The following is a 25,890-nucleotide window of genomic DNA, read 5'->3' on the forward strand; positions in this document are numbered from 1 at the left end:
TTTTATATAAAAGTATAAAATGTTATCGAACACGCAAAATAATATTTACTTTTTTCTACTATTGTCTCAATACTTTCTTTAAGGGTTCTGCACGAGTTTGGGGTTCAGGATAATCTCCTCTTCGGGTATAAAGAAGACTACCCGCGGATGTGTGTAAGGGATCTCCTGCGTTGTCTGCCCGGACAGCAGGTGCGTGCCTGGATAATTGCGGTACATTGTCCGCTTATTGCGAAATACATCATACTTTCGGTGCGCCTCCCACGCCAGTTCCAGCCGTCGCTCGTCCAGCACTATATCCAGCACGCTGGCATAGCCCATCATGTTAGAGGCCGAGAACAGCGCATCACCCGTCAAGCCGGCCCGTTGCCTGATCAGGTTCACATCTGCCAGCGCAGCTTCCGTGTTACCTAGCTTGGCATGGGCCTCTGCCCGGTTTAGATACATTTCTGCCAGACGCAGGTATACAGGAGAACTCAGCGTCACGACGCCTTCCTGGTAAGAGTACTTGGTTATAAAATATTTTGCATACCCGTTTCTGGAAGCCAGCAGCGGTTTACCATCGGAGCCGGTCTGTATGGAGCCGTCCGCATTTTTCAGGTATACCGGTACAATGAATTCCCTGCGCCGGTCCTCCGGAAACCTGTCTATCAGGTTGCGATAGCTGGCAGAGGCATACATTTCTCCGTATCCCATGCCGTCGCTCAGGTACATGGAACCAAGGGAGCCCCAGCCCCTGTCGTCCTGTATGGTGTGCTTAATGGCAAAAATCGTTTCCTTATTGCCCTCGTTGGCCAAGGAGAAATACTTGGGCAAGTCGGCCGTGCCGAGCAGGTTGTAGCGACCGGAATTGATGACCTTATCAGCATATTCGATCGCCTGTTCATTTTGCTCCATATACAGGTATACCCTGGACAGCAGCGCATAAGCGACCTCTTTCGAGGCAAAGCTGCTATTTTTGCTGCTGCCCATCAGTGCTGCTGCCTTTTCCAAATCCTTTAAAACGAACTCGTACACCTGCTTAACTGTGCTGCGGGCGGGCAGATCGTTGATATCTGTATTGTCCCGGATCATTATGCCCAAAGATGCCCCCTGGTCCTGCGCATATGGCCGGCCAAAAATATTGACCAGGTCAAAGTGCACCATTGCCCGCAGGAAGTAGTTCTCCCCCAGTATCTGGTCCAATTCAGCTGACTGACCCTCTTTCAGATTCTCTATCACCACATTGGTCCCATATATTGCCTGATAGGCCTTCCTGAAAAAGTTGGTTGTAATGGACATCGAGGTCAGGTGCTGGTAATTGTAGGCATAGAACAGCGGGTCTGTGGTGGTTCCGCTGAGCGCTACATTATCACCAGCATACTCTGTGAGCATGTGAAAATTGCGCACATAGTAGCTGTCTTTCAAGTAGGAATAGTTACCGATGGTAGCCGCTTTCAGGCCCTCAGGGGTACTGGTGGTCTGGTCAATGGTCATCCCATCATAAGGCTTCACTTCCAGGTCTTCGGAGCAACCGCTGAGCATGCCCGCACTCACCAGAGCCGGGATTATATATTTTCTGAGTGTCAGTTTCATGGCAAAAGCTTTAAAGGTTAAGGACTAAAAATCGATATTTACACCGAGCATCAGCTTCTTGCTGATGGGGTATCTGGTGACAGAGGAACCCGTACTCAGGTCCACTTCCGGATCCATTCCGGAGAAGTTAGTCCAGGTCCACAGGTTGTCCCCACTGACATATACACGCACATTCTCGGCTCGTAGCTTGCCAGCCAGGGCGACTGGCAGGTCATAGGAAAGGTTGATGTTACGCAGGCGGAGGTAGCTGCCGTCTTCCAGGTAGCGCGACGAGGTTTTGTTGGAGGCAAGATTGCCATTCAGCACAGCTTTGGGGTGCGTGGCGATATCACCTTCTTTCTCCCAGCGGCTCCAGCCATCCTGCAGTACCATGCTGTTATAGGTCGGATAGGCTCCATCGGCATCGAAAAGCTCGCGGTTGTAGTTGTAGACCTTGTTGCCGTACACGAAGTTGAAAAATGCTGAGAGAGTAAAGTTTTTGTAGGCGAAGGTATTGCGGAAACCACCTGAGAATTTAGGAACGGATGTACCTGTATAAACGCGTGTGGCATTGTTGTAAGAGGTTGTGACCGTATCCTTTACAAAATTGCCTTCGGCATCATACCTCCGCAGCCGCCAGAGCGGCGCCCCGGTAGCCGGGTCCACGCCTTGCCAGTCGCGCATGTACCAGGACCCGATCGGCTCACCGACCTCAATGCGCTGGTTGCCCCGCTCTATCGGCTGCCCACCGTACAGTTCCAGGACCTCGTTGCGGTTAACAGACAGGTTAAAGTCTGTCTCCCACACGAAGGCTCCCTTCAGGTTCTGGGTGCTCAGCTCGATGTCTACCCCCTTGTTTCTGACAGATCCGATGTTTTGCGTCTGCCAGTAGAATCCCGTGGCGGACGAGAGCGGCACATCCTGCAGAATGGCTTTGTTGGTTCTGTTGTAGAAATCTACAGAGAGGCGCATGCGTTCCAGCAGGCCCACCTCCAGTCCGATGTCAAAGGTATGGGCTTTCTCCCAGGTCAGGTTCGGATTCACGAGACGTCGTGGGAAGCCCCCCGGCTGGTTGGCATACTGCACGTTGAACTGGTACAGGTCCAGGGCAGCAAAGTCCCCGATATTGGCATTACCCGTCACCCCGTAGCTGCTTCTCACCTTCAGGAGGTTAACCGTAGTGGCATAGTCCTGGAAAAAATCCTCGTTGGAAATGGACCAGGCGGCACCGATGGAGTAGAAATCTCCAAAACGTTTGTCCTGCCCAAAGCGAGAGGATCCGTCTCTTCTGTAAGATACTGTTGTAAAGTAACGGCTATCGTAGTCATAGTCCACATTCACAAAACCGGACATAAACTTACTTTCGGACTTGCTGCCCCCCATGGCAACTGGTTTGGCAATGGCGTCCAATACTTCCAGACCAGGGAAAATGCCCTGTCCCGTCGCACTCATTCCATCATAGTAATTGGATTGGTATTCTGCTCCCAGAATCCCGCGCACGTTATGCAGCCCAAACTGGTGGTTAGTGGTCAGCAGGTTAGAAGTCAAGAAGCTGTTATTGTAGCTGTAGGAATTGCTCAAAGAGCCGTTAACTGACCTTCCACCCGGCGTTCTGGAGTCGTTGTTGGACTCAGCGCGTACGTTCCCCACACTATACCTGTTGGTAGTGGCGAAAGAGAGCCAGTCGGTTACCCTGTACTCAAGCTTCAGGTCCCCGTCCAATGTCTGTCCCCTTCGCTTGTTGTAGTTGTATTGGCCTGTAAAAAGGAAATTACTTCTGTCGCGGCCGTACCAGTCGCTGCTGCCGGCGTCGACATAGCGTATGGAGCCATCCTCGTTATAGGGGTTGTCCCAAGGCAGGTTGATAAAAGACTGGTAGATCGCGCCGGAGGGATCATAGTCTCTGTTTGAAAACTGCGTATTCACCCGGGCCGTCAAGGTCAGGTTCGTGTTGATGTCGTGTGTGATATTGGCCCTGAAGTTGGTTTGTTCATAAGCCGTATTCACCACCGTGCCCTCTTCCTGAAAGTAGTTGCCACTCAGGTAGAAACGGGTCTTTTCAGAACCTCCTGATACGGAAAGCTGGTGATTATGCGTAAGCCCCGTCCGGAATGCCTCGTCCAGCCAATCCGTATTACCGGGTTGACTCGGCAATACGCCCTTTACATAATCCGCGTATGTCAGCGGAAAATTTCGGGAAGCCAGGTAGGCGTTAATCTCCGATTCTGAGGGGTTGGGCGTTGTTTTGCTCAGGGTGGCAATGTGGTTGCTGCGCTTACCGGTGTAGTCGTTCTGGTACATCTGACTGGTGTAGTCAAAAAGCTGCTGCCCATCCATCACCTCAAAGTTACCTGTCGTGCGGCGGCTTATCCCGGAGCTTCCATTATAAGAAACCCGTGTCTTGCCAGCTTTTCCGCGTTTGGTAGTAATCACAATCACACCATTGGCCGCCCGGGAGCCATAGAGACCAGTAGCAGCGGCATCTTTCAGTACTGTAATGGTTTCAATGTCTGTTGGGTTTGCCGTACCGCCAATCACACCGTCTACCACGTAGAGCGGCTCCGCTCCGGCCGAAATGGAGCCAGTGCCGCGGATGCGCACGGAGGGCGCTTCACCGGGTTGCCCACTGGCACTTGATACCACAACGCCGGAGGCTTTGCCCTGCAGCAGGGTAGCAGTGTTGTTACTGGTGACATCCCGTAACCTCTCCCCGCTCACCACGGAAACAGAGCTCACCAGTTCAGATTGGGAACGGCTGGAATAGCCCACCACTACAACTTCATCTAAACTTTGGGCATCTGTTGCCATCTTGACCCGGATGGTCGTTTGACTCCCAACCGGTACTTCCTGTACCTGGTATCCTATATAAGAGAAGACCAGCACATCTGTTGGAGCTGCCGCGATGGTGAAGTTTCCAGCTGCATCCGTGGCGGTACCCGTCGTAGTGTTCTTCACAACAACAGTCAATCCGATCAAAGGTTGATTGCGTTCATCTACTACACTGCCACTTATCTGCTGCTTCTGCTGTGCAAGCACCGGACCGGAGGCAAAGGTAAACCAAACCAAACTTGCCAGTAGTGGCAACGATTGGAGGGACTTTTGGCCCCTTTTCTTAAGATGATGAAGCATTCTGCTGAGAATAGCTCCACCTTTACTGTAGTTTTCAAGCATACGTTATTAGGTTAAGTGGTTAGAGGATCAGGTTGGACTCAAGAAGCGTGTTCGATAACGCTTGCCTTAATTTAGAAATAAAAATAGATCTTATGCTATTTTCATGACTAGTATCACAGCGCAAACGTTTGTTAAAGTCCGCTCAGGCATGAAACCGATACCTGGCTCAACCAGTGGATAGGCGAACATACATATAGGTTATTGTTAAAGGATCGGGCTCAGAAGTATGGCATATCCGGCAGCAGAAACAAGACAGCCTCCTGATATTCAACAGGCTAGCATGGCTGCTGAACACTAGGAGACTATATGGGGCTTTAAGATGACTCAGCTCAATACGAGTCAGCAGAAGGAAGGCCTTTTACAGGTACTATAAACAAAAATAGCCTCAGCAAATGCAGAGGCTATTTTTCCCTAATTAACAAATCAATCTAGTAATTTATGATAAGAGACTAAAACAAATATACAAAATGTTAACGAACACACAACAATTTTGATATTTTTATTCATTCTTTTTAAAAGCTTCCGATTCCATTTGCATTGCCATGCATTATACCTATTTTTAATGCACCATTCGTTACCTGTATGCCAGCAAAGCCCGTTACGATAAAGGAAATCGCCAAACTGCTAGAGGTCTCCACCTCTACAGTTTCCAGGGCGCTACATGACCACCCAAGCATAGGGCTGGCTACCACACAAAAAGTAAAAAAACTAGCTAAGGAACTGCAGTATGAGCGGAACCAGACGGCTATTTTTTTTCAGCAAGGCAGAACCTATACCATCGGCGTTATTTTACCGGAACTCTCAGAGGCCTTCTTTTCAGCGGCCATCAGCGCCATTGAGGACACAGCCTATAAGCGTAACTACACGGTGCTGCTGGCACAATCCCATGACGACGAATTGAAAGAGAAACAACTGGTAGAGAAGATGAAGCACCACCGGGTAGACGGCTTGTTGGTGTCCATCTCAAAAAACACCTCCTCTTTCGAGCATTTCAATAGTCTGAGCAAATACAACATTCCTGTCGTTTTCTTTGACAGGATCCCTGCATTGGACAACATTCACTCTGTTTCCTGTAATTTAGAGACCGGCACCGTAGAAGCCGTATCCTACCTTCTAAAAAAAGGGCACCGTGCCATTGGCATGATCAATGGTCCTGACACCCTCTTTGCCAGTAAGCAGAGACGGGAAGGTTACATAAAAGCCATGCTCAAAAATAGGCTCAAGTTCGACCCATCCCTGCTTGTAAACTGTGATCTGACAGAGGTCAGTACGCAAAAGGCATTGGATGAACTATTGGCGAACCGGCGCAAAGTCACGGCTGTCGTCACTTTCAACGATTATGTCTGGCTCTATGCCATGCAATATGCCCGTAAACTTGGCATCAGGATAAACGAAGAGCTAGAGTACGTTAGTTATGCCAATCTCCCGATAACCAGTTACATGTCCTGCGCTCCTTTGGCCTCTGTTGAGCAATTCCCTTACCAACAGGGGCAGAAAGCTACCGAGATCTTGCTGGACCTTCTGAACTCAAGAGAAAAGGAACCGAAGCAGCAGGCCTACTACAATGTCTTGGTAGAGTCGCAACTAGTAGACAAACAAGGGAAGGATCAGCAATTAGAGTAGGCCCGAACTCCCAAACATCGCCACATTACCCTTTCCGACAATCTTAATTATATAAAGACATGATAGCCCTATTAATATGGGTGCGTTATCGTACAAACCAAGTGCGTGTTCGTAAACATTATCGAAAATTTCTTGCTTTATATCGTACGAGGCTATACATTTAGGAACAATACGGTCAAGAGTGTCTCAACATGCTGATAAGTAGTGCCGGGAACCTCATAATTATAGCAATTTATTTTACCGACGGTCTCAGTTTTTGGTTTTATTCTAAAACCATGGAGGCTTGTCTTTATTTCTATCTTATATAGCATGCATAAACGTCCGACTCTACTGATCTTAGCAGCCGGTATGGCGTCAAGGTATGGCAGTCTGAAACAACTGGATGGCTTTGGGCCAAACGGGGAAACCATCATAGACTATTCCATCCATGATGCGATCAGAGCAGGATTTGGCAAAATCATCTTTATCATCCGGCAATCCATCGCTGATGAGTTCAAGGCTGTCATGCAGTCAAGGCTGCCTGCTCACATACCTGTTGTGTATGTAGCACAGGAACTGGACATGCTACCGACGGGCTATGAAGTACCTGCAGGAAGAGAAAAGCCCTGGGGAACTGGTCATGCCGTTTGGGTAGCCTCTCGCCTTATTGCGGAGCCTTTCGCAGTTATAAATGCCGATGATTTCTATGGCTATGAATCGTTCAGACTGGTTGTAGATTTTCTACAGAACAGCACGCTGGATCATAAGCATGGTCTTGTGGGATTTACCTTATCAAACACCTTGTCGGAGCATGGAAGCGTATCCCGCGGCATCTGCTCTTTTGCCCCGGACAACTCGCTTTCATCCTTAACGGAGCTAACCAAGATCGTGCAGTCGTCCAGCGGGGAAATTACGGTGCAGGATGAGGGTGCAACCTGCACGCAGTTGCAGGGCGATGAAATAGTGTCGATGAATCTCATGGCCTTCAAGCCCACGGTGTTTCCCTATTTTGAGAAGTATCTGAAGGAATTTCTAAATGATAGAGGCCAGGAGTTAAAAGCCGAATTCTACCTGCCAGCAGTTGTTAACAAAATGATTGCGCATGGTGAGGCACAGGTTCGCGTACTACCCTCACCTGAAAGATGGTTTGGAGTCACCTATCCTGACGATAAACCAACGGCAATTGCAAGAATCAAGGAACTGGTAGACAGTGCCGTCTACCCTGAAAACTTATGGACAACCATACCATGAGCAAAACAAAAGCTAGTACTCCGGTTACGGAAGACCTGAAAGAGATCCTGTCCCATTTCCTCATAGAAGGGAGTGTAGCCAGTGTGAAGGCATATGGTTCGGGGCATATACATGACACCTATTACGTGCAGAACCAGTCTCTCACTCTGCCTGACTACCTGCTACAGCGCATCAATCATCATGTTTTCCGGAACGTCCCCCAACTAATGGACAACATCGAGCTGGTTACTGCGCACCTCCGCAAAAAACTCGCCGCCATGCCAGGCCGTGAACCCGACAAAGAAGTGTTAACGCTCATTCCAACAAGGCAGCATAGGAGTTATTTTGAGGACCCAGCCGGCAACTTCTGGCGGCTATACCTCTTGCTGCAGGGAACGCGCAGTTACGACCTGGTAGAAAACACACAACAGGCTTACGAAGGAGGTAAGGCTTTTGGGCTGTTCCAGGCCCTGCTCGCCGACATGGACGCTCACCTGCTGCACGAGTCTATACCTGATTTTCACAACGTGGAGCACCGGCTAAAGCAATTCGAAGCAGCTTTGGTGAAAGACAGGGTAGGAAGGGTAAAAGCCGTGCAACCGGAAATAGCGTTTGTAAAGCAGCGCGCGTACGAGATGACGGCACTCCTGAGGCTAGGCCGCGAGGGAAAGCTCCCGCTTCGGATCACACACAACGACACCAAGTTTAACAACGTGCTGCTCGATCGCCAGGACAAGGCGCAGTGTGTCATTGACCTGGATACGGTAATGCCAGGCTTTGTCGCCTATGATTACGGGGATGCCATCCGTACCACCGCCGTCACATCGCCCGAAGATGAAGAAAACCTTGACCGAATCGACATCGATTTGGGCTTGTTCAGGAGCTTCACGCAGGGTTTTCTGGAGGAGACACACGCCTCACTCACAGATGCTGAAATCGCGTCCCTATCGCCTGGCCTCACACTTTTACCCTTCATCATGGGCCTTCGTTTTCTGACAGACTACATCGACGGTGACCATTACTATAAAATCCACGCGCCGGACCACAACCTGCAGCGGGCCAGGGCACAGTTCAGGTTAGTTGAAGTTCTGGAAGAAAAATCCGGATTGCTTCAAAGTATCATTCAAGAGATCTATCAGGCCTGCCAACATACTGACACCCAAAAAATCAGCTAAAGTGATGCATCATTTAAACGTCCCTCTTCTGCCCCATCTGCGGCAAGACAGCCCCATGCAACTGGTTTCTTCCGAACTGGACAAGTTAGCGCCGGAGCGTATAGAAAACACGCCATGGTCTGCTCACGAGAATGGGACCATAGCATCTTTTGCCATGGCCCACAACAACGCATGCATCTTTCTAAAGTACTATGTAACCGAACAGGCCATTCAGGCAAAATACCGGAACACCAACGACCCAGTATATAAGGACACCTGTGTCGAGCTTTTCATCGCGTTTGAGGGAGAAACGGCCTATTATAACCTGGAGTTCAACTGTCTTGGCACCTGCCTGGCTGAATTTGGTTCTGACCGCCAAACCCGCAGATTGTTACCTGCAGAGACGATAGCTAAAATCAGGCGTATGGCATCCCTGCGCGCAGGTCATGAAAATGCTCCCTTAAAGACATGGCAACTTACGCTCGTGATTCCGACTGACGTGTTTTCGGAGCACGCCCTAGCAAAACTGGAAGCGACTCAGGTACGCGCCAACTTTTACAAGTGCGGAGATGAGCTCCCCATTCCCCACTACATGACCTGGACTGCTGTGGAAGCTCCGGCGCCTGACTTTCACTTACCAGAATACTTTGGAAGAATTAACTTTATGGAGGCACCATATCACCCTACGGAGCATTCTACCGGCCTTTGCTTTTCCAGCGCATCGAAAACCCTTTAATCATATCACCTGGACTTAAAGAAATTACCATGAGCAACAACCGCAGAGATTTTCTTAAACTAACCGGCCTGGCTGGTATTGGCCTGGCCGGAACCGGGCTACTGAGCAGCTGCGCGACTGCAACTACTCAAGCAGCTAATGACCCAACGAAACAGCAAGCAGCACGTTCCTACACCCAACAGTTCAACATGTCAGGCTACCGGGCCCCAAAACTCGACAAGGTGCGTGTTGGCTATATAGGGCTGGGGATGCGGGGGCCCGGTGCGGTTATGCGCATGAACCGCATCGAAGGTGTCGAGATCAAAGGCCTCTGCGACCTGGTGCCTGCAAAAGCACAGGCAGTAGAAAAAAAATTGGCTGAAGCCAACCCGGAACACAAGCCCACCCTGTACGCAGGCAGTGAGGACGCCTGGAGGAAAATGTGCGAGCGAGATGACATTGACCTCATCTACATCGCCACCCCCTGGGACACGCACACGCCGATGGCCCTCTATGCCATGGAGCATGGCAAGCACGTTGCCGTTGAGGTGCCGGCCGCCGTTACCATAGAAGAGTGCTGGCAGTTGGTAGAAACCTCTGAGCGCACGAAAAAGCATTGTATGATGCTGGAGAATTGCTGCTACGACTTCTTTGAAATGCTCACGCTCAACATGGCCCGCCAGGGTTACTTCGGTGAAATCATTCACGGAGAGGGTGCTTACATACACCAGTTGCTTGACCTGAACTTCGACAAAAACGGCTACGAGGGAATGTGGCGCCTGAAGGAAAACATGACCCGCAATGGCAGTCTGTACCCCACGCACGGCTTAGGCCCTATTTGCCAGATCATGAACATCAACCGGGGTGACCTGATGGACTATCTGGTGTCGGTGTCTACCGACGACTTCCAGATGTACGAAGAAGCCAAGCGACTGGCAGCGACGGATTCCTTCTACAAGCCTTTTGTGCAGGACACGTACCGCGGCAATATGAACACCACCACCATCCGCACCAAAAAAGGCAGAACGATCATGATCCAGCATGATGTCACTTCCCCGCGCCCCTACTCCCGCATCCACCTGGTGAGCGGCACCAAAGCGATTGCCCGGAAGTGGCCTGAAAGAAAGATCGCCACCAGCCACAACGGCTGGCTCAAACCAGAGGAGTTTAAGGCTGTGGAAGAGAAGTACACACCGGAGATCATTAAAAAACTGGGCGAGATGGCCAAGAAGATCGGAGGACACGGCGGCATGGACTTCCTCATGGAGTGGCGCCTGATCGACTGCCTCCGAAACGGACTTCCTCTGGATCAGGATGTGTATGATGCCGCCTCGTGGACGGCAGTAGGTCTGTTGAGCGAGTGGTCTGTAGCGAATCGATCCAACTCCATCGATGTGCCCGACTTTACGGCCGGTGCATGGCAAAAGAACGCCCCCGTTGATATCTCTCTGCAGGGAGCCGGCACTACTAATGTCAGAATCTAGCATTTCGACGAACTGGTCTGCAGATCAGCCCCAGCAATATAACAGCTGATTTCAATGCCCCGGCTCCCTGAGCGCGGGGCATTGGCGCTTTTGGTGCCTTGTTCGCCAGATTTTTTTAACTTCCCGGGTAACTTAATGCACAGGTAGTATAAGATTTAATCTATATTTTTGGTGTTCCCCGGTTATTTAGGCTACCGGAGCATTGTCATTCAGAATTTAAGTCGCGGTAAATCCGACCACGAGATAGAAAGCAACGTGAATAAACAGATAGTCAGAATAAAAGATATAGCAGAGAAAGCTAACGTGTCAGCGGGAACGGTGGACAGGGTACTGCACAACCGGGGCCGGGTGGCGGAAGACGTACGCCAGCGGGTGCTTAAAATTGCGGAGGAGCTAAACTATACGCCCAATATCCTGGCGAGGGCCCTGGTAACAAACAAGGTATACAATATAGCAGCTCTGATACCAGACCCGGCAGCAGACCAGTACTGGCAGGCACCAAAAGTAGGTATAGAGAAGGCCGAAGCAGAACTCAGGCAGTATGGCATACGGGTCACTCAGTATATATTCGATCCCTTCCATGCAGCCTCTTTTCTAAATGAGGCAGACAAGGTAGCGGCTATCAAGTATGACGGCATTCTGATCGCTCCGATCTTTTACCGACAGTCCTTGTCCTTCTTCACCAAGTGGAGAAGGGATGGCATACCTTTCGTGCTCTTTAATACCCACATACCGGACTATGAACCGCTCATGTACATCGGTCAGGACTCTTACCAGAGTGGCGTGCTGGCGGCCAAGCTGATGCATTATGGATGTCGCGACAAAGCCACTTTTGTGGTAGCCCACGTGGAGGAAGATATCCAGAATTCTTCTCACTTGATCCACAAAGAGCAGGGCTTTGTAGACTATTTCTCCAGAAATAACCTGGATGGCTACTATAACATCGTCCAGAAAGACCTGCAAAGCACTTCCCAGGCTTCCATGTTGCAGCAACTGGATCAGCTTTTCGAAGAGACACCCGGTATCAAGGGTATTTTTGTGACAAACTCAAAGTCAAACATCATAGCCGAATACCTGCAGCAGAAAAAAATGCAGCATATCAATCTGATAGGTTACGACCTGCTGGAGAAGAATCTCCAATACCTCAACAACGGCGTGATTGATTTCCTCATCAACCAGAACCCGAAAGGACAGGGTTACTGGGGCATTCAGGGCCTGGCGGACCACCTGGTGTTTCAAAAGAAAAACAACCCGATCAAATACCTGCCGCTTGACATCATCACCAAAGAAAACCTCCACTATTACATAGAGGCTGACCAGTAATTTTCAGGCGGCTGCCTATTGGAGGGAGCCGCCTGAGTCCATTCTGCTGTTGTCCTGGTTTTCAACAGTAACCGGCACGAAAGTGAACATCCATTTGGTGGGGTTCTGCCAGTCTTTCCCTTTGAAACTGCCTGCCGGCAACTTTACCAGCACCGTGTTCCATCCTTTGCGAAGTGGCAGCGCAACGGGTGTTCTGTACTCGTACCCTTCATCGAGAAGCGGAATTTCAGAATTGCCTTTCTGGCCGGCCCGCCTCCACTTAGGTGGCGCTACCGGCTGCCCGTTCAGGTATACTGCGCTGCCCCTGTCATCCCAGGTGCCCGGCGCGGGGGAGTCAGAGTTGTAAGAGCGGGACAGGTTCTGAAAACCGATCCAGAAATGACCGGTGGTATCCGTATCGCTCCAGAATTGGGTGGTGGCATACCAGGTGGTGTTTTCCTCCGGATCAGGCAACACGCCCTTCACCAACGGATGCCAGAAGTGGCGTAACACCACGGTGCCACCTATCACCTCCATCGCCGGTTTGCTGTTCTTGAAGTTCTTCTTCTCCGAGGTAAAGGAAGCCTTCAGATCGCCCTTGTTTTTGTAAGGCCCGAACAGTTTCCAATTTATACCTGCCTGCGCGGCATACGGGAAAGGAAGCCCCTCAAAATTTAGCTTTTGCTGATCCAACAGGCGGCGTTCAAACTCCTGAAACTCCTGTAGCCGCCCGGGCTGATCGGCCGGAATGTTGGTGATCCATCCATCGTGACCACCTCCCTTCCAGCTGCGCTCTGCAAAGGCCAGTATACCAGGGTACACCGGATTCATGTGCAATACGTCTTCCTGCCGCAGCACAATACGGTCGTGCCAAAGGCAAAGGGTAGCTCCCACAACGCTGCTGTCGCCTTTCACCCGGTCACCGATGCGACGGCTGAAAATAGTATTCACTGCCTCCAGGGGATCCATGTGGTTCAGGTAGAGATGACGCGACTCAATGTACTTTGACTTTGGGTTGACAGCGCCATCTTTCATCCAGAGTTGCCGTATTGTGGCTTCGTCTAGGTTGCCTCCGGGGTCCCAGCCGATCGTCTTTTTGCCTCTGTCGTGCAGCCACTTGGTGACCTGTGGCAAAAACTTGTTGTTCGTAATTTCCACTTCGTCCCCCCCGATATGGACGTAGGGCACATCGTAAGTGTCAGCGAAATCCGACAGGATGTTTTTGAGTATAGCCAGTCCCTCATCACTCTGCATATCCACTCCCATGGCCCGGGTAAAAGCGGCGCTGTGACCTGGCATGTCTATCTCAGGCACTAAGGTTATGTGGCGGTCCTTGCAGTACTGGATCAGCTCCTGCATGTCGGACACGGTGTAATAGGCGCCTTTGTTGCGGGTCATGTGCTCCGGTGCCGTTAGTTGCGGATATCGGGGTATTTCCAGCCGCCAGGCAATGTCTTCGGTCAGGTGGAAGTGAAAAATGTTGAGCTTATACCTCGCCATCACATCAATTTGCTGCTTGAGCATGTCCATTGTCTGGTAATTCCTGCCTACATCTACCATGTAGCCTCTCCAGCCAAAGGCAGGCCAGTCACGTATCTCACAGCCAGGTATAAACACCCCATCACGCATCAGCTGGTCGAGCGTCTGCACGGCGTTGAAAATGCCATGCGCCGTGTTGGCCTTAAGCTGCACCCTGCTCCCATTCACTGATAATGTGTAGGCCTCGTCTGAGTGCTGTGGTGCGACTGTTTTCTCCAGCGCCAGCGCAAAATGTGGTTCGTTGCCTACTGCCTTCTCTGTTATGTGCACTGCCAGCCCTTTGCGGGCAAGCGCTTGTTTGAGACGTACCGCCTCCGCCTTTAAGGAGGGATCCTTTACCACAATTGACTTTGCCTGGTAAAGCGGGAAGGCCTCATCCTTCCACTCCAATTGCTGGGGTACGGGCAGGATGGCAGGCTTTTGCTGCAGGTCAAATACTTTGTCGTAGATCAGATGTTTCCAGAAGGTATAGCCATCGCCGTTCAGGTGCAGGCCGTCGTTGGTATATTTGGCGTTGAGCCTGCCGGTGTGATCTGAAAAAAGGGTGTGCAGGTCAAGGTAGGTATAGGCCTGCTTCGCAGCATTTACCCGCAGCTGTTCGTTCACTTTTCTGATAAGCTCCGCCTTGCTGGTGTGGCCTCCAAACTTGTTGAACTGCTCGTTTACTGGCAGAATGCTCTGTACATACAGTTGCGTAACCGGAGATTTCGCCCTCAGATAATTTGCTATCCAGGACATGTTCTTCAGCAGGCTGTCAGCCGTTATATTCTGGGCCAGGTCATTGGTACCAATCAGCAGAAAGACTTTTGCCGGCTTGCGTTGCGCCACCTCTTCGATACGATGCATCACACCAGCAGAAACATCGCCGCTTATGCCCCGGTTCTTTAGCCCGCTGTCGGCAAATAACTCACTCCACTCACCTCCGTCGCTTATGCTGTTGCCCAGGAAGATGATGTCGCCATTGGTGTACGGCAGGTTCTTAAACAGGCTTACCCGTTGATGGTAATAGGTAGAAAACAGATTATCTGCCAGTTGCACCGGCTTTACCTGGGCAGTAGCGGTGCTGATTAGCAACATCAACAGGAGCGTGAGTCTTGTCATAGCTATAAAGTAAATCTTTTATGCCAAAGCACAAAGTGCAGGGTACGATTGGTTATACACAATGTATTAGGTATGACATATAATTATAAAGTTAGCTATTTAAGTCAGGAACAACCAAATCTCTATCACCAGACTTAGGAGGTGAAGGCATAAAAAAAGGCAGGTGACCAACTCAGGCTGGCACACCTACCTCCCACATCCGGCTGATTGCTCTTCAGCCGTACATAAACTCAATTGTGCATCAGCTTATTTCTCCCTGGACAGGGAGTAAGGATAGGCTCCTTCTTTTGTACCTCTTTCCTTGTTTGGGCTATTGGTCATTTGGAAGTCTATTGCACCTCCTTTTAAAAGCTCACTGTGACTCAGCCAGTTCTTATCGTAGGATTTGCCATTGAGGCGCATGCTGTTGATGTACTTATTGTCGGCGCTGTTTTCCGGTGCGCTGATGACCAGTTGCTTACCGTTTTCCAGCTGCAGCGTCGCCTTCTTGAACAAAGGGGCTCCCAGCACATACTGGTCCGTGGCTGGGGTAACCGGATAAAATCCGAGCGCAGAGAACACATACCAGGCAGAGGTCTGCCCATTGTCTTCGTCGCCACAGTAACCGTCCGGTGCAGGCGTATACATGCGGTCCATGGTCTCGCGTACCCAGTACTGCGCCTTCCAGGGCGCACCTGCATAATTGTAGAGATAGAGCATGTGCTGGATGGGTTGATTACCGTGTGCGTACTGGCCCATGTTGGCAATCTGCATTTCGCGTATCTCGTGGATCACGGCTCCATAGTAACTCTCATCATACACAGGGGGCAGGGTAAACACAGAATCCAGCTTGGCGGTGAAGTTGGCGTTGCCGCCCATCAGGTCGATCAGGCCCTGCACATCGTGGAACACAGACCAGCTGTAGTGCCAGCTGTTGCCTTCCGTAAAGGCATCGCCCCACTTAAAGGGATTGAATGGCGACTGAAAGGTCCCGTCCTGGTTTTTGCCGCGCATCAGCCCGGTGGCAGGGTCGTATAGGTTGCGGTAATAAAGCGCCCGTTTTGCATACAGGTTAATCTCCTTCTTAGGACGCTTCAAAGCCTTGGCCAGTTGGTAAATGGCAAAGTCATCGTAGGCGTACTCGAGCGTACGGGCGGCATTCTCGTTGATCTTCACATCATAGGGCACATAGCCCAGTTTATTGTAATAGGATGCGCCGGCACGCCCCACTGCCGTCAGAGGCCCTTCGTTGTTGGCCCCCTTGAGCACTCCTTCGTAAAGCGCTTTGATGTCCTGGCCCCGTACCCCCTTCAGGTAGGCGTCTGCCACGACAGAGGCAGAGTTGTTGCCCACCATCACGTTGCGGTAGCCCGGACTGGCCCACTCCGGTAGCCAACCGCCTTCCTTGTAGGTGTTAGCCAGGCCCTCCTGTATTTCAGCATTTACAGACGGGTACATCAGGTTCAGGAAAGGGAAAAGTGCCCGGAACGTATCCCAGAAGCCGGTGTCGGTGTACATAAAACCCGGCAACACCTTACCGTTGTAGGGGCTGTAATGCATCACTTTCCCTGCCGCATCTGTTTCGTAGAACTTGCGGGGGAAGAGCAGGGTACGGTAGAGACAAGAGTAAAAAGTACGCATCTGTTCCGGGGTGCCACCCTCCACTGCAATACGGCTCAGTTCTTTGTTCCAAGCCTGTTTCCCTTTTTCCTTTACCGTTTCAAAGTCGTCGTCTCCGATCTCTTTCAGGTTCAATACGGCCTGTTCAAGACTAATAAAAGAAGAAGCTATACGGGCATGCACCTGCTCTCCCTTGCGTGTCTTAAAGCCGACTGCGGCGCCAACGTGATTATCCTGCAACTCCAGCACGGTCGCCTGCAACTTATCCCCGCTCCAGGTCGCCGTGCTGGCGAAGGACTTGTCGAAGACGATCACAAAGTAGTTTTTAAAATTCTCGGGCACCCCGCCACTGTTTCTGGTGGTGTAACCAATGATCTTGTTTTCGTTGGGTATGATCTTGATGTAAGAGCCTTTGTCAAACGCGTCGATCACCACATAAGCGCTCTCAGTTTCGGGAAATGTAAATCGGAAACTGGCAGCGCGTTCGGTAGGGGCCATTTCGGTGGTTACGTCGTGGTCGGCCAGGTATACGCTGTAGTAATAGGGTTTGGCCACTTCGGATTTGTGGGAAAACCAGCTGGCACGGTCCTCTTCGCTGAACTTCAGCTTTCCCGTCACAGGCATGATGGCAAACTGCCCGTAGTCGTTCATCCAGGGTGAGGGCTGGTGGGTTTGTTTAAAGCCCCGGATCTTGTCGGCGCTGTACATGTAGCCCCAGCCGTCCCCCATTTTGCCGGTCTGTGGCATCCAGAAGTTCATCCCCCAGGGAAGCGCGACAGCCGGATAGGTATTGCCATTGGAAAGGCTGTGCTTCGAATCTGTACCCATCAGCGGATTCACCCACTCTACCGGGTCTGTCACTTTATCAACCAGTACGGTTTGCCCGGATACGGAGAGCGTGGCAAAAGCAAGAAAAATGAGTAGAAGCTTTTTCATGATTAAATTTGGAGCTAGACAATAGCGTATGGTTGCACTATACTATACAGCGGCCTTTTTACCGTTCTTCAAGTATACTATATTTTAGATTAAGGAAAAACTACCCTCCCTATCCAAGTCCGCTATACCTGCTACAGCGCCCGGTCCAGGTGCACATAGCCGCCATCCACATGCACAAGCTGCCCGGTGGTGTGGCTGGATTTTGGGGAGAGCAGAAACGCCACCGTATTCGCGATCTCTGTAGTAGTGGTCATGCGCTGCTCAAGCGGGATTTTCTGTGTGATGGCTGCCAGCTTGTGCTCCGGCTCTTCAAAGGTGCTGATCCAGGAGGCATACAACGGCGTCCAGGCTTCGGCCACAATCACGGCATTGACCCGAATGCTGTAAGGCAAAAGTTCAACGGCCCACTCGCGCGTGAGGGCGTTGCGGGCTCCGTTGGCGGCGGCATAGGCGGAGGTGCCTCCCTGCCCGGTTTCGGCTGTCTTGGACCCGATGTTCACAATGGCGCCTTTCGAGGCTTTCAGGGCTGGCAGGGCGTGGTGTGCCATCAGGTAATAATGCACCACGTTTTTGTGAAGTGAAGCCATGAATCCTTCGTAGCTACCCTGTTCCAGGCCCACGCCATCGTTCTCGCCGGCGTTGTTTACCAGGCCATCGATGCGCCCGTACTGCTGCATGACCTCTTTTACGGCTTTCTCGCAAGTTGCCGGATCTGTCAGTTCGGCAACTACCTGGAATGCCTTTCCTCCGGCAGCTTCCACCTCTGCTACAGTTTTCTGATTGTCTTTCCCGGACCTGCCTACAATAACAGGTATAGCCCCCTCGGCAGCCAGCACTTTCACGATCCCTTCCCCAATTCCTTTGGCCCCGCCTGTCACAATGATCACTTTATCTTTTAGCTCTAAATCCATAGCAGCTTTGTTTTAAGTCAGGTTGTAAAATCTGGCTGCATTCCCTCCGAAGAAAGCCGCCTGCTCCGTCTCGCTGAAAGAAGCGAAGTACTCCTCCACGATGCCCAGCATGTCGGCATAGCTGGCGGCCACCAGGCACACCGGCCAGTCAGAGCCAAACAGAATGCGTTTTGTTCCAAATGCTTCTACCGCAGTGTCCAGATAAGGTATAAAGTCTTCTTTTTTCCAATTCCTCCAGTCTGCCTCCGTCACCATGCCCGATAGTTTGCAGTAAGTATTTTCATGAACGGCCAACGCGCTTATACCTTTTCGCCAGTTACGCAATTCCTGGTTTCGGATATCCGGCTTGGCCAGGTGGTCGAGCACGAAAGGCTGGTTTGGGAAATGCGCTACAAGCTGCTCCGCATACGCCAGCTGGTCCCGGTAGATCAGAAGGTCATAGGTATAGCCATACCTGGCGAGCTTTCCGATACCCCGCATAAAGTCGGGCCGTAACATCAGGGCCTTGTCCGGCTGCCCCTGCAAGATATACCGGAAACCTTTCATCTTCGGGAACTGGCTGTAATAATCCAGGCGGGCATCCAGGTTTTCGTCTTGTAGCTCCACCCAGCCAACGACTCCTTTTACAAAGTCATGCGCCTGCTCCAGCAGAAACCTGTTCTCTGCTTCGGGCTGCGCCGACTGCACCAGTACACAGCCGTCAAAGCCGTGCTGCCGTAACAGCGGTTCCAGATCCGATGGCATAAAATCCCTCCGGATCGATGCCATTTCATCGGTGATCCAGCTGTCACGCTCCGGGTTATACTGCCAGAAGTGCTGATGGGCGTCTATTTTAACCATAGGCTTTTACAATCTGCTTAGACGAGCCCAAACCTTCTATCCCTAACTCCACCACATCACCTTCCTGCAGGTATACTTGCGGGTTCATACCTAAGCCGACACCGGCGGGAGTGCCTGTCGTGATCATATCGCCGGGCAGCAGCGTCATGAACTGGCTCAGGTAAGAAACCAGGAATGGAATTTTGAAAATCAGGTTGGCTGTGGTGCCCTCCTGCATGGTCTTACCGTTCACGGTCAGCCACAGGCGCAGGTTATCGATATCGCCTAGTTCGTCGGGCGTGGCCAGGAAAGGCCCGACCGGTGCGAAAGTATCGTTGCTCTTGCCCTTCACCCACTGTCCACCACGCTCCAGCTGAAACTCGCGCTCGCTGTAGTCGTTGTGCAGGGTATAGCCTGCCACAAAATCCAGCGCTTCCGACTCCGACACATAGCTGGCTTTTCTGCCGATCACAACGGCCAGTTCCACTTCCCAGTCCAGCTTTTTGGCGTTCTTCGGTATTACTACGTCATCGTTGGGCCCGCATAGTGCCGAAGTTGCCTTAAAGAAAACGATTGGCTCCTGTGGGATGGCAGCGTTTGTCTCCCTTGCATGGTCAGCGTAGTTGAGTCCGATGCAAATAATCTTAGACGGGCGGGCAATTGCTGAACCGAACCGCACGCCGTCCGGTACCAGCGGCAGCTTCCCCTCATTTTGCTGTACATAGGCTGCTAGTCGATCAAGGCCGTTGCGTTCAAAGAACTGCTCATTGTAATCTTCACCAAAGGCAGAAACATCGTATTCTACATCGTTCAAAATCACGCCGGCTTTCTCCTGCCCCGGCTCTCCGAATCTGAATAGTTTCATGGTAATTGTTTGTAAGTATTAATTTCGCTCCAGATTTGCACTCGAGCGCTACATTTTGGATTTAGAGCGTGTACCCCCTGATCGAGGTAGCTCGGTTCATTCAATTTGTTGTCTCTGTCGACTATCATGCCCCTACCATTCCCGAAGGCGGGACTCATCGTCAGAGTTGTTTCGTTAGTTGTTCAATTTGATAAAGCCTCCGTCGATCGGGTAGTCGCAGCCGGTAATGAAAGCCGCTTCGTCAGAGCAAAGAAAGAGGGCGAGTGCAGCTACTTCCTCCGGTCTGGCCATTCGTCCGATAGGCTGGGTTTTGGAGAGTTTTTCAAACATCTCATCTTCCTTCCCCGGATAGTTCTTCGCAATAAAACCATCCACAAAAGGGGTATGGACGCGGGCCGGGGACACGCTGTTGCACCTGATATTATCCGAAAGATAATCTTTTGCGACAGACAAGGTCATGGCATGTATAGCGCCTTTGCTCATGGAGTAGGCAAAGCGGTCCGGTATACCTACATGGGAAACGATAGACGCCAGATTCAGGATCGTACCGCCCCCCTGCTCTCTCATCCGGCTGACAGCAGCCTGCAGGCAGTTATAAGCACCTTTCACGTTTACCTGGTAGATCCTGTCCAGGTCTGCCTCAGAAGTATTTTCCAGGTTGCCCACATGCGCTATACCTGCATTGTTGACCAGGATGTCCACTCCCCCAATGGCTTCGAACACCTTGTTTACCTGGTCCTGCCGGCTCACATCGCAGGTATGGATGAAGACAAGACCACCAGCAGCTTCAATTTCTGCCCTAGTTTCATAGGCCGCCGCTTCGTGCAGTTCCACCACGTGCACCTCGGCACCCTGTCTTGCGAATACCAGCGCGATGGCTTTCCCAATGCCGCTTCCGCCACCGGTCACAATCGCTTTCTTTCCTGTTAGCTTAAACATTTCGATTGTTGATTGTTAATTATTGATTGTTGGTTGTTTTGGGGTGAAGATGATTAGGCTGGTCATGTTAATTGCGAGGTATCAACCACAATAGTCAAACAAACAATTGACAATCAACATTTAACAATCCACATCTTCCTTTAGAGCGAAACCCCGCGTTTCCAGAAGATAAAATCGTCCTGCCCCAGTTCCATTGCCCGGGTATCGTATTCCCCGCTGGCCAGTCCGATGATATATTCCAGCATCTCCTCACCCAACTCTTCAATTGTTTTTTCCCCACTGATCACAGGCCCGGCATCCAGGTCGATCATGTCGGGCAGCCGGGTGGCCAGGCTAGTGTTACTCGAAATTTTAACCACAGGAGCAACAGGATTTCCGGTAGGCGTGCCCAGGCCTGTGGTGAACAGCTGCACTGTACAGCCCGCCCCCGCCATGGCCGTTGTGCTCTCTACATCATTGCCCGGTGTACAAAGCAGCGTCAGTCCGCTCTTACGCACGTACTGGCCATACCCGAGCACGTCCACTACCGGCGAGGTACCTCCCTTTTTGGCGGCTCCTGCCGACTTGATGGCGTCTGTGATCAGGCCGTCGCGAATATTGCCCGGCGAGGGATTCATATCGAAGCCGGATCCTACTGCCTCTGCACGGGCAGCGTATTCCCGCATGAGCCGCACAAAACGCTCCGCGGTTTCATCGTCTGTGCATCTGTTTATTAGTTCCTGCTCTACCCCGCATAGCTCTGGGAACTCACTCAGCACGATTCTGCCTCCCAGGGCTGCAATCAGATCTGCCGTATAGCCCACCGCCGGGTTAGCCGATATGCCCGAGAAACCGTCCGAGCCACCGCATTCCACCCCAATGACCAGTTTGTCGAGTTTGGCTGGCTGTCGTTCGCAGCGGTTGGCCTCAGCCATACCTTTAAAAGTCTGCAAAATGGCCTCCGACAGCATGGCAGACTCTGAGGCGGCTTGCTGTTGCTCTAGTACAAACAGCGGTTTGGCAAACGCTGGGTCCCGTTCCCAAATCTTTTGCTGCAGCATGTCTACCTGCGCATGCTGGCAGCCGAGGCTCAGCACCGTTACGCCAGCCACATTCGGATTAACGCAATAGCCGGCCAGCAGTGCGCACAGGTTTTCCGCGTCCTCGCGGGTGCCGCCGCAACCACCGTCATGGGCGATAAACTTGATCCCATCGAGGTTCGGGAAGAGGCGGCTCTGAGAGGTATAAACAGGACTCTCGGCCAGGTCGATCTCCTGCAGGTCTTTGCCCTGGCGGTAGAGGTTGGAGAGCTCCCGTACCTGCGCCTGGTATCTGTCCGGAGCGGCATAACCCAGCTCTTTCAGAAAAGCGTGCTTCAGCGTCTCGATGTTCCGGTTCTCGCAGAAAACCAGCGGCAGCACCAGCCAGTAGTTACGGGTGCCCACCTGCCCATCGGCGCGGTGGTAGCCCCTGAAGGTACGTTGCATCCACTTGCTCACATCCGGTGCCTGCCAGGTATACGACGCGCTCTTCTGCGAAAAACCTTCGGCAGCGTGTTTTAAATTTTCGGTAGTCAGTAAACTCCCCGCCGGCAAAAAACAGGTCGTTTTACCGACCAGCACGCCATACATGTATACCTCAGCACCGATGGCCAGGTCCGTTATGGTGAACTTGTGCTTGGCTGGCACGGGGTCATTTAAGGTAAGCTCCTGTCCGTCAATGAAAATACGGTTGCCCGCCTGCTGATCCTGCAGTGCCACCAGCACATTGTCTTTGGGGTGAATCCGGAGGTAGGTTTGTCTGTCTGTCGTTTTCATCATCGTGCTTATAAAGCAAATAGCTTATTCATCGGCTGCCACTTCTCACCGGCTGCTACGCCCGGCAGTCCCTGCTGGTATTTCCACATCAGTTCTTCCCACTCCTGCACTTTGGGGTTGGCAGCGTCCATAGCTGCTTTACGCTCAAAACAGAATGTATCTTTCACTTCCATGATCATAAAAAGCCGGTTCTCCCACCGGTATATCTCCATATGGTCTATACCCGCATACCGGATACTGGCGATGATCTCGGGCCATACACTTTTATGCCAGGCTTCGTATTCGGCGATCAGGCATGGGTCATTTTTCAGGTCTAGCGCAAAACAGTAGCGGGGCATAAAACTGGCTTAAGGTTGAATGGGAAAAGCTAAAGGACACTTGTCACAGGCTGCGTTACCAACGCATCTGCTTCTTTTTTACGAGCTGCTATTTCCGGTTTTTCTGCCACGAAGGCATACAGCGCAATTACCAGAAAACACAGGAGCGGCACATAGAACGCCAGCCCTATATCCTGCGTCAGGTCGGAGACGTAGCCCTGAACGGAGGTCAGGATTGCGCCGCCAAGTATAGCCATGATCAGGCCCGAGCCGCCAATCTTTGTGTCTTCTCCCAAGCCCCGTATACCTAATCCGTAAATGGTGGGGAACATCAGGGACATACACCCGGATATCCCGATGAGCGCGTAGACGCCTGCCGGGCCGTTCCCGTAGATCACGACAAGGGTAAGCGCAGCGGCGGCAATTGCGGTGGCAAACAGGAGTGTCTTCGGTTGAATGAACTTCATCAGGGCTGTGAACGCGAACCTGCTCGCCATAAAGAGCACCAGTGAGGCCATGTAGTAAGTGGAGGCATCGCTTTCGTTTAGCCTGAGCTCCAGCATGACGTAGCGGATCGTAAAGGACCATACGCCGATCTGCGCGCCCACATAAAAGAATTGGGCCACAACCGCCCAAACATAGTTAGGTGTTCTGACCAGCCTGCTGAACGTTGCAGCCAGCTCTACCTTCGAATCGGTATCAGAGGCTTTGGGCATCCTTGTAAAATAGAGCACACCCCACAGCAGCACCAGGAAAAGGGCGATGCCCACGTAAGGGCCCATTACAGCGGTCAGTTCCTCAGACTGCACAGCCGCCAGTTCGTCGGCGTTCAGGCCTGACCGTTCTTCTGCATTTAGCTGGTTGAGTTGCGACAGGATAAACACTTTGCTCAGCAGCACCCCCGATATAGAGCCGATCGGGTTAAAAGACTGGGCCAGGTTCAGGCGCCTCGTGCCGGATTCCGCTGGCCCCATGGCTACAATGTACGGGTTGGCTGCCGTTTCCAGAATGGATAGTCCGCCAGCCAGCACATAGAGCGCTACCAGAAAATAACCGTAAGACAACGTGAGGCTGGCCGGATAGAACAGCAACGCCCCAAGGATAAACAACCCCAGCCCTACCAGTATACCTGTCTTATAGGAATACTTTTTTATCAGTATAGCGGCAGGCAAGGCCAGGCAAAAGTAGGCCCCGTAAAAAGCCATCTGGATCCATGAGGTCTGGAAGTCAGACATGCTCATGATCCGCTTGAAAGCAGCCAGCAGGGTATCCGTCATGTTATTAGCCAGCCCCCATAAAAAAAACAGGCTTGTGACAAGGATAAAGGGTCCTAAAGTGCCCGGTGCTAAAAGAAAATTTTTTCTGGGAGCTGTATGCATGATCTTGGTTAGTTAAACAAACACGGATGATCGTTAAAATTTGCAGGAACAGGTACTACAGGGTAGCTGCATGAAGCCGCTACACCAGTCATTAAGAAATTCAAACCACAGTGTTGATAGAGGCAGCTACTACAAAGTAAACAAATTACGCTTCCCGGAATAGTGAAGAGATTGACCAATTAATAAACTATTTTGGCATAATTGGACACAACTTTTGTTAAATCCCAACCAACATGACATATTAGAAGTGTCTTTGCTGTACCTGTTATCTCCAGCTCTATGAAGTCACACCTTATAAAAATTTCAACCGCGCCAACACAGTCTTTCAGCATCCGGCAGGACAAGGTACCCTTCATTAACAACAGGTGGCACTACCACCCGGAACTGGAGCTGATTCACATCAGGCAGGGAGAAGGTTTGCAGTTTGTAGGAGACAGTATTCAGCGCTTCTGCTCGGGCGATCTGCTGCTCATCGGATCTAACCTATCACACTATTGGCGCTTTGATGATGCCTATTTCGGTGAAGACCCAAAACTAAAGGCCGATGTATGTGTCGCTCATTTCGGTGAAAACTTTTGGGGAGAGACATTCAGCAACTTACCAGAGAATAAGCTTATCAAGGCGACACTGGAGAAAGCAAAGTTGGGTATGCAGATAACAGGCAAGACACGGCAAACGGTAGGCCGCCTGCTCGACGAAAGTCTCCAGGCAGATGGAGCCAGAAGGATCATTCTACTGCTGGAGATACTGGACCTGATTTCCAGGAGTAGCCAGACGCAAATGCTTTCCTCCATAGGCTTTAAGATGAAACTTGAAAAAGCAGAAGAAGAGCGGATTGGCAGGATATACGAGTATTCCCTGGCCAACTTCAGAAACAAGATAGAACTTCAGGAGATTGCGTCTGTTGCATACCTAAGCCATAACTCATTCTGCCGTTATTTTAAGTCAAAGACCAGAAAGACTTACTCTCAGTTTCTAATAGAAATCAGAGTTGGGCAGGCCTGCAAACTTATTATGGAAAACAGGCTCGACATGAAGCAGGTCTGTTACGAAAGCGGTTTCAACAACCTAACCAGTTTTTACAAGTGTTTTAAAAAGATTACAGGCAAAAGTCCGCTACTCTACCAAAGGGAATTCCTGCATTCGGGGTAAACTAGGGGCGCAACTCCAAATTATATGGTCCGCGCCCTGGGTTCACGGTACCTGTACTGCTTGCATATGTTAAACATAAGCGATAGTTCCGATGATGACAACGCAAACGTTTGCTATACCTTATTCAACAAACTATGTGTGAGAAGGTATGCCCGACAAGCATTTTTTCCTTAACTTTTGCCTATAAAATCAAGCTTACTCCCAAACGAACGTTGTTTTCAGCCATTGAGGGGCGAATTGAAGTCTGAAGTTGATCACCAGACTTTACCTGCGGTGCCAGTGCACATCCACTAAAACAGAAGATAATGCGGCTTTACACCGCCTTAAT

General features: G+C 51.2%; 18 protein-coding genes. 7 read left to right on the forward strand and 11 right to left on the reverse strand.

What is annotated here, in order from left to right; all coding sequences use genetic code 11:
• Positions 1–78: 78 nt before the first annotated feature.
• Together BD749_RS13410 and BD749_RS13415 are read right to left on the reverse strand one after the other, a co-directional pair.
• The gene (locus tag BD749_RS13410) at positions 79–1,572 is read right to left on the reverse strand and encodes a RagB/SusD family nutrient uptake outer membrane protein (protein WP_101445115.1); all 1,494 of its coding nucleotides are present in this window, start codon (positions 1,570–1,572) and stop codon (positions 79–81) included.
• A gap of 24 nt (positions 1,573–1,596) precedes the next feature.
• A complete protein-coding gene (locus BD749_RS13415; RefSeq protein ID WP_180336410.1) occupies positions 1,597–4,635 on the reverse strand; it encodes a SusC/RagA family TonB-linked outer membrane protein in 3,039 nt (1,012 codons plus the stop codon).
• 669 nt (positions 4,636–5,304) lie between these two features.
• Between BD749_RS13415 and BD749_RS13420 the strand changes: the two genes are divergently transcribed.
• The 6 genes from BD749_RS13420 to BD749_RS13445 all read left to right on the forward strand — a co-directional run bounded on the left by BD749_RS13420 (position 5,305) and on the right by BD749_RS13445 (position 12,230).
• Positions 5,305–6,345 (forward strand): LacI family DNA-binding transcriptional regulator, encoded by a 1,041-nt coding sequence (locus BD749_RS13420; RefSeq protein WP_101445119.1) that lies wholly within the window; start codon positions 5,305–5,307, stop codon positions 6,343–6,345.
• A 309-nt stretch (positions 6,346–6,654) separates the two neighbouring features.
• Positions 6,655–7,575, forward strand: coding sequence for a nucleotidyltransferase family protein (locus tag BD749_RS13425; RefSeq protein ID WP_101445121.1), 921 nt, complete (start codon positions 6,655–6,657; stop codon positions 7,573–7,575).
• Positions 7,572–8,729, forward strand: a complete 1,158-nt coding sequence (locus BD749_RS13430) for a phosphotransferase enzyme family protein (RefSeq protein WP_101445123.1) — start codon at positions 7,572–7,574, stop codon at positions 8,727–8,729. Before BD749_RS13425 ends, BD749_RS13430 begins: the two co-directional genes overlap by 4 nt.
• 4 nt (positions 8,730–8,733) lie before the next feature.
• Positions 8,734–9,444: a carbohydrate-binding family 9-like protein gene (locus tag BD749_RS13435; protein WP_101445126.1), complete on the forward strand. Its 711-nt coding sequence runs from the start codon at positions 8,734–8,736 to the stop codon at positions 9,442–9,444.
• Between the two features lie 29 nt (positions 9,445–9,473).
• Positions 9,474–10,907 (forward strand): Gfo/Idh/MocA family oxidoreductase, encoded by a 1,434-nt coding sequence (locus BD749_RS13440; protein ID WP_101445128.1) that lies wholly within the window; start codon positions 9,474–9,476, stop codon positions 10,905–10,907.
• Between the two features lie 255 nt (positions 10,908–11,162).
• On the forward strand, positions 11,163–12,230 hold the full coding sequence (locus tag BD749_RS13445) for a LacI family DNA-binding transcriptional regulator (protein WP_101446608.1): 1,068 nt from the start codon (positions 11,163–11,165) through the stop codon (positions 12,228–12,230).
• Between the two features lie 15 nt (positions 12,231–12,245).
• Here BD749_RS13445 and BD749_RS13450 read toward each other — a convergent pair whose 3' ends face one another.
• From BD749_RS13450 to fucP, 9 genes are all read right to left on the reverse strand, one after another.
• Positions 12,246–14,849 carry a family 20 glycosylhydrolase gene (locus BD749_RS13450; RefSeq protein ID WP_101445130.1) on the reverse strand — a complete coding sequence of 868 codons (2,604 nt, stop codon included), beginning with the start codon at positions 14,847–14,849 and terminating at the stop codon, positions 12,246–12,248.
• Between the two features lie 246 nt (positions 14,850–15,095).
• The gene (locus BD749_RS13455) at positions 15,096–17,384 is read right to left on the reverse strand and encodes a GH92 family glycosyl hydrolase (protein ID WP_101445133.1); all 2,289 of its coding nucleotides are present in this window, start codon (positions 17,382–17,384) and stop codon (positions 15,096–15,098) included.
• 131 nt (positions 17,385–17,515) lie between these two features.
• On the reverse strand, positions 17,516–18,295 hold the full coding sequence (locus tag BD749_RS13460; protein ID WP_101445136.1) for an L-fucose dehydrogenase: 780 nt from the start codon (positions 18,293–18,295) through the stop codon (positions 17,516–17,518).
• A gap of 12 nt (positions 18,296–18,307) precedes the next feature.
• Positions 18,308–19,135 (reverse strand): amidohydrolase family protein, encoded by an 828-nt coding sequence (locus tag BD749_RS13465; RefSeq protein WP_101445139.1) that lies wholly within the window; start codon positions 19,133–19,135, stop codon positions 18,308–18,310.
• On the reverse strand, positions 19,128–19,979 hold the full coding sequence (locus BD749_RS13470) for a fumarylacetoacetate hydrolase family protein (RefSeq protein ID WP_101445141.1): 852 nt from the start codon (positions 19,977–19,979) through the stop codon (positions 19,128–19,130). The genes BD749_RS13465 and BD749_RS13470 overlap by 8 nt, the downstream gene beginning before the upstream one ends.
• A gap of 174 nt (positions 19,980–20,153) precedes the next feature.
• Positions 20,154–20,918, reverse strand: a complete 765-nt coding sequence (locus tag BD749_RS13475; RefSeq protein ID WP_101445144.1) for an SDR family NAD(P)-dependent oxidoreductase — start codon at positions 20,916–20,918, stop codon at positions 20,154–20,156.
• Between the two features lie 140 nt (positions 20,919–21,058).
• Positions 21,059–22,717 (reverse strand): UxaA family hydrolase, encoded by a 1,659-nt coding sequence (locus BD749_RS13480; protein WP_101445147.1) that lies wholly within the window; start codon positions 22,715–22,717, stop codon positions 21,059–21,061.
• A gap of 5 nt (positions 22,718–22,722) precedes the next feature.
• Positions 22,723–23,052, reverse strand: coding sequence for an L-rhamnose mutarotase (locus BD749_RS13485; protein ID WP_101445150.1), 330 nt, complete (start codon positions 23,050–23,052; stop codon positions 22,723–22,725).
• 29 nt (positions 23,053–23,081) lie between these two features.
• A complete protein-coding gene (fucP, locus tag BD749_RS13490) occupies positions 23,082–24,410 on the reverse strand; it encodes an L-fucose:H+ symporter permease (RefSeq protein ID WP_101445153.1) in 1,329 nt (442 codons plus the stop codon).
• 279 nt (positions 24,411–24,689) lie between these two features.
• Here fucP and BD749_RS13495 point away from each other — a divergent pair, with 279 nt between their 5' ends.
• Positions 24,690–25,562 carry an AraC family transcriptional regulator gene (locus tag BD749_RS13495; protein WP_101445155.1) on the forward strand — a complete coding sequence of 291 codons (873 nt, stop codon included), beginning with the start codon at positions 24,690–24,692 and terminating at the stop codon, positions 25,560–25,562.
• The last annotated feature ends 328 nt before the right edge of the window (positions 25,563–25,890 follow it).

This window comes from Pontibacter ramchanderi, from assembly GCF_002846395.1.
GTDB lineage: Bacteria > Bacteroidota > Bacteroidia > Cytophagales > Hymenobacteraceae > Pontibacter > Pontibacter ramchanderi.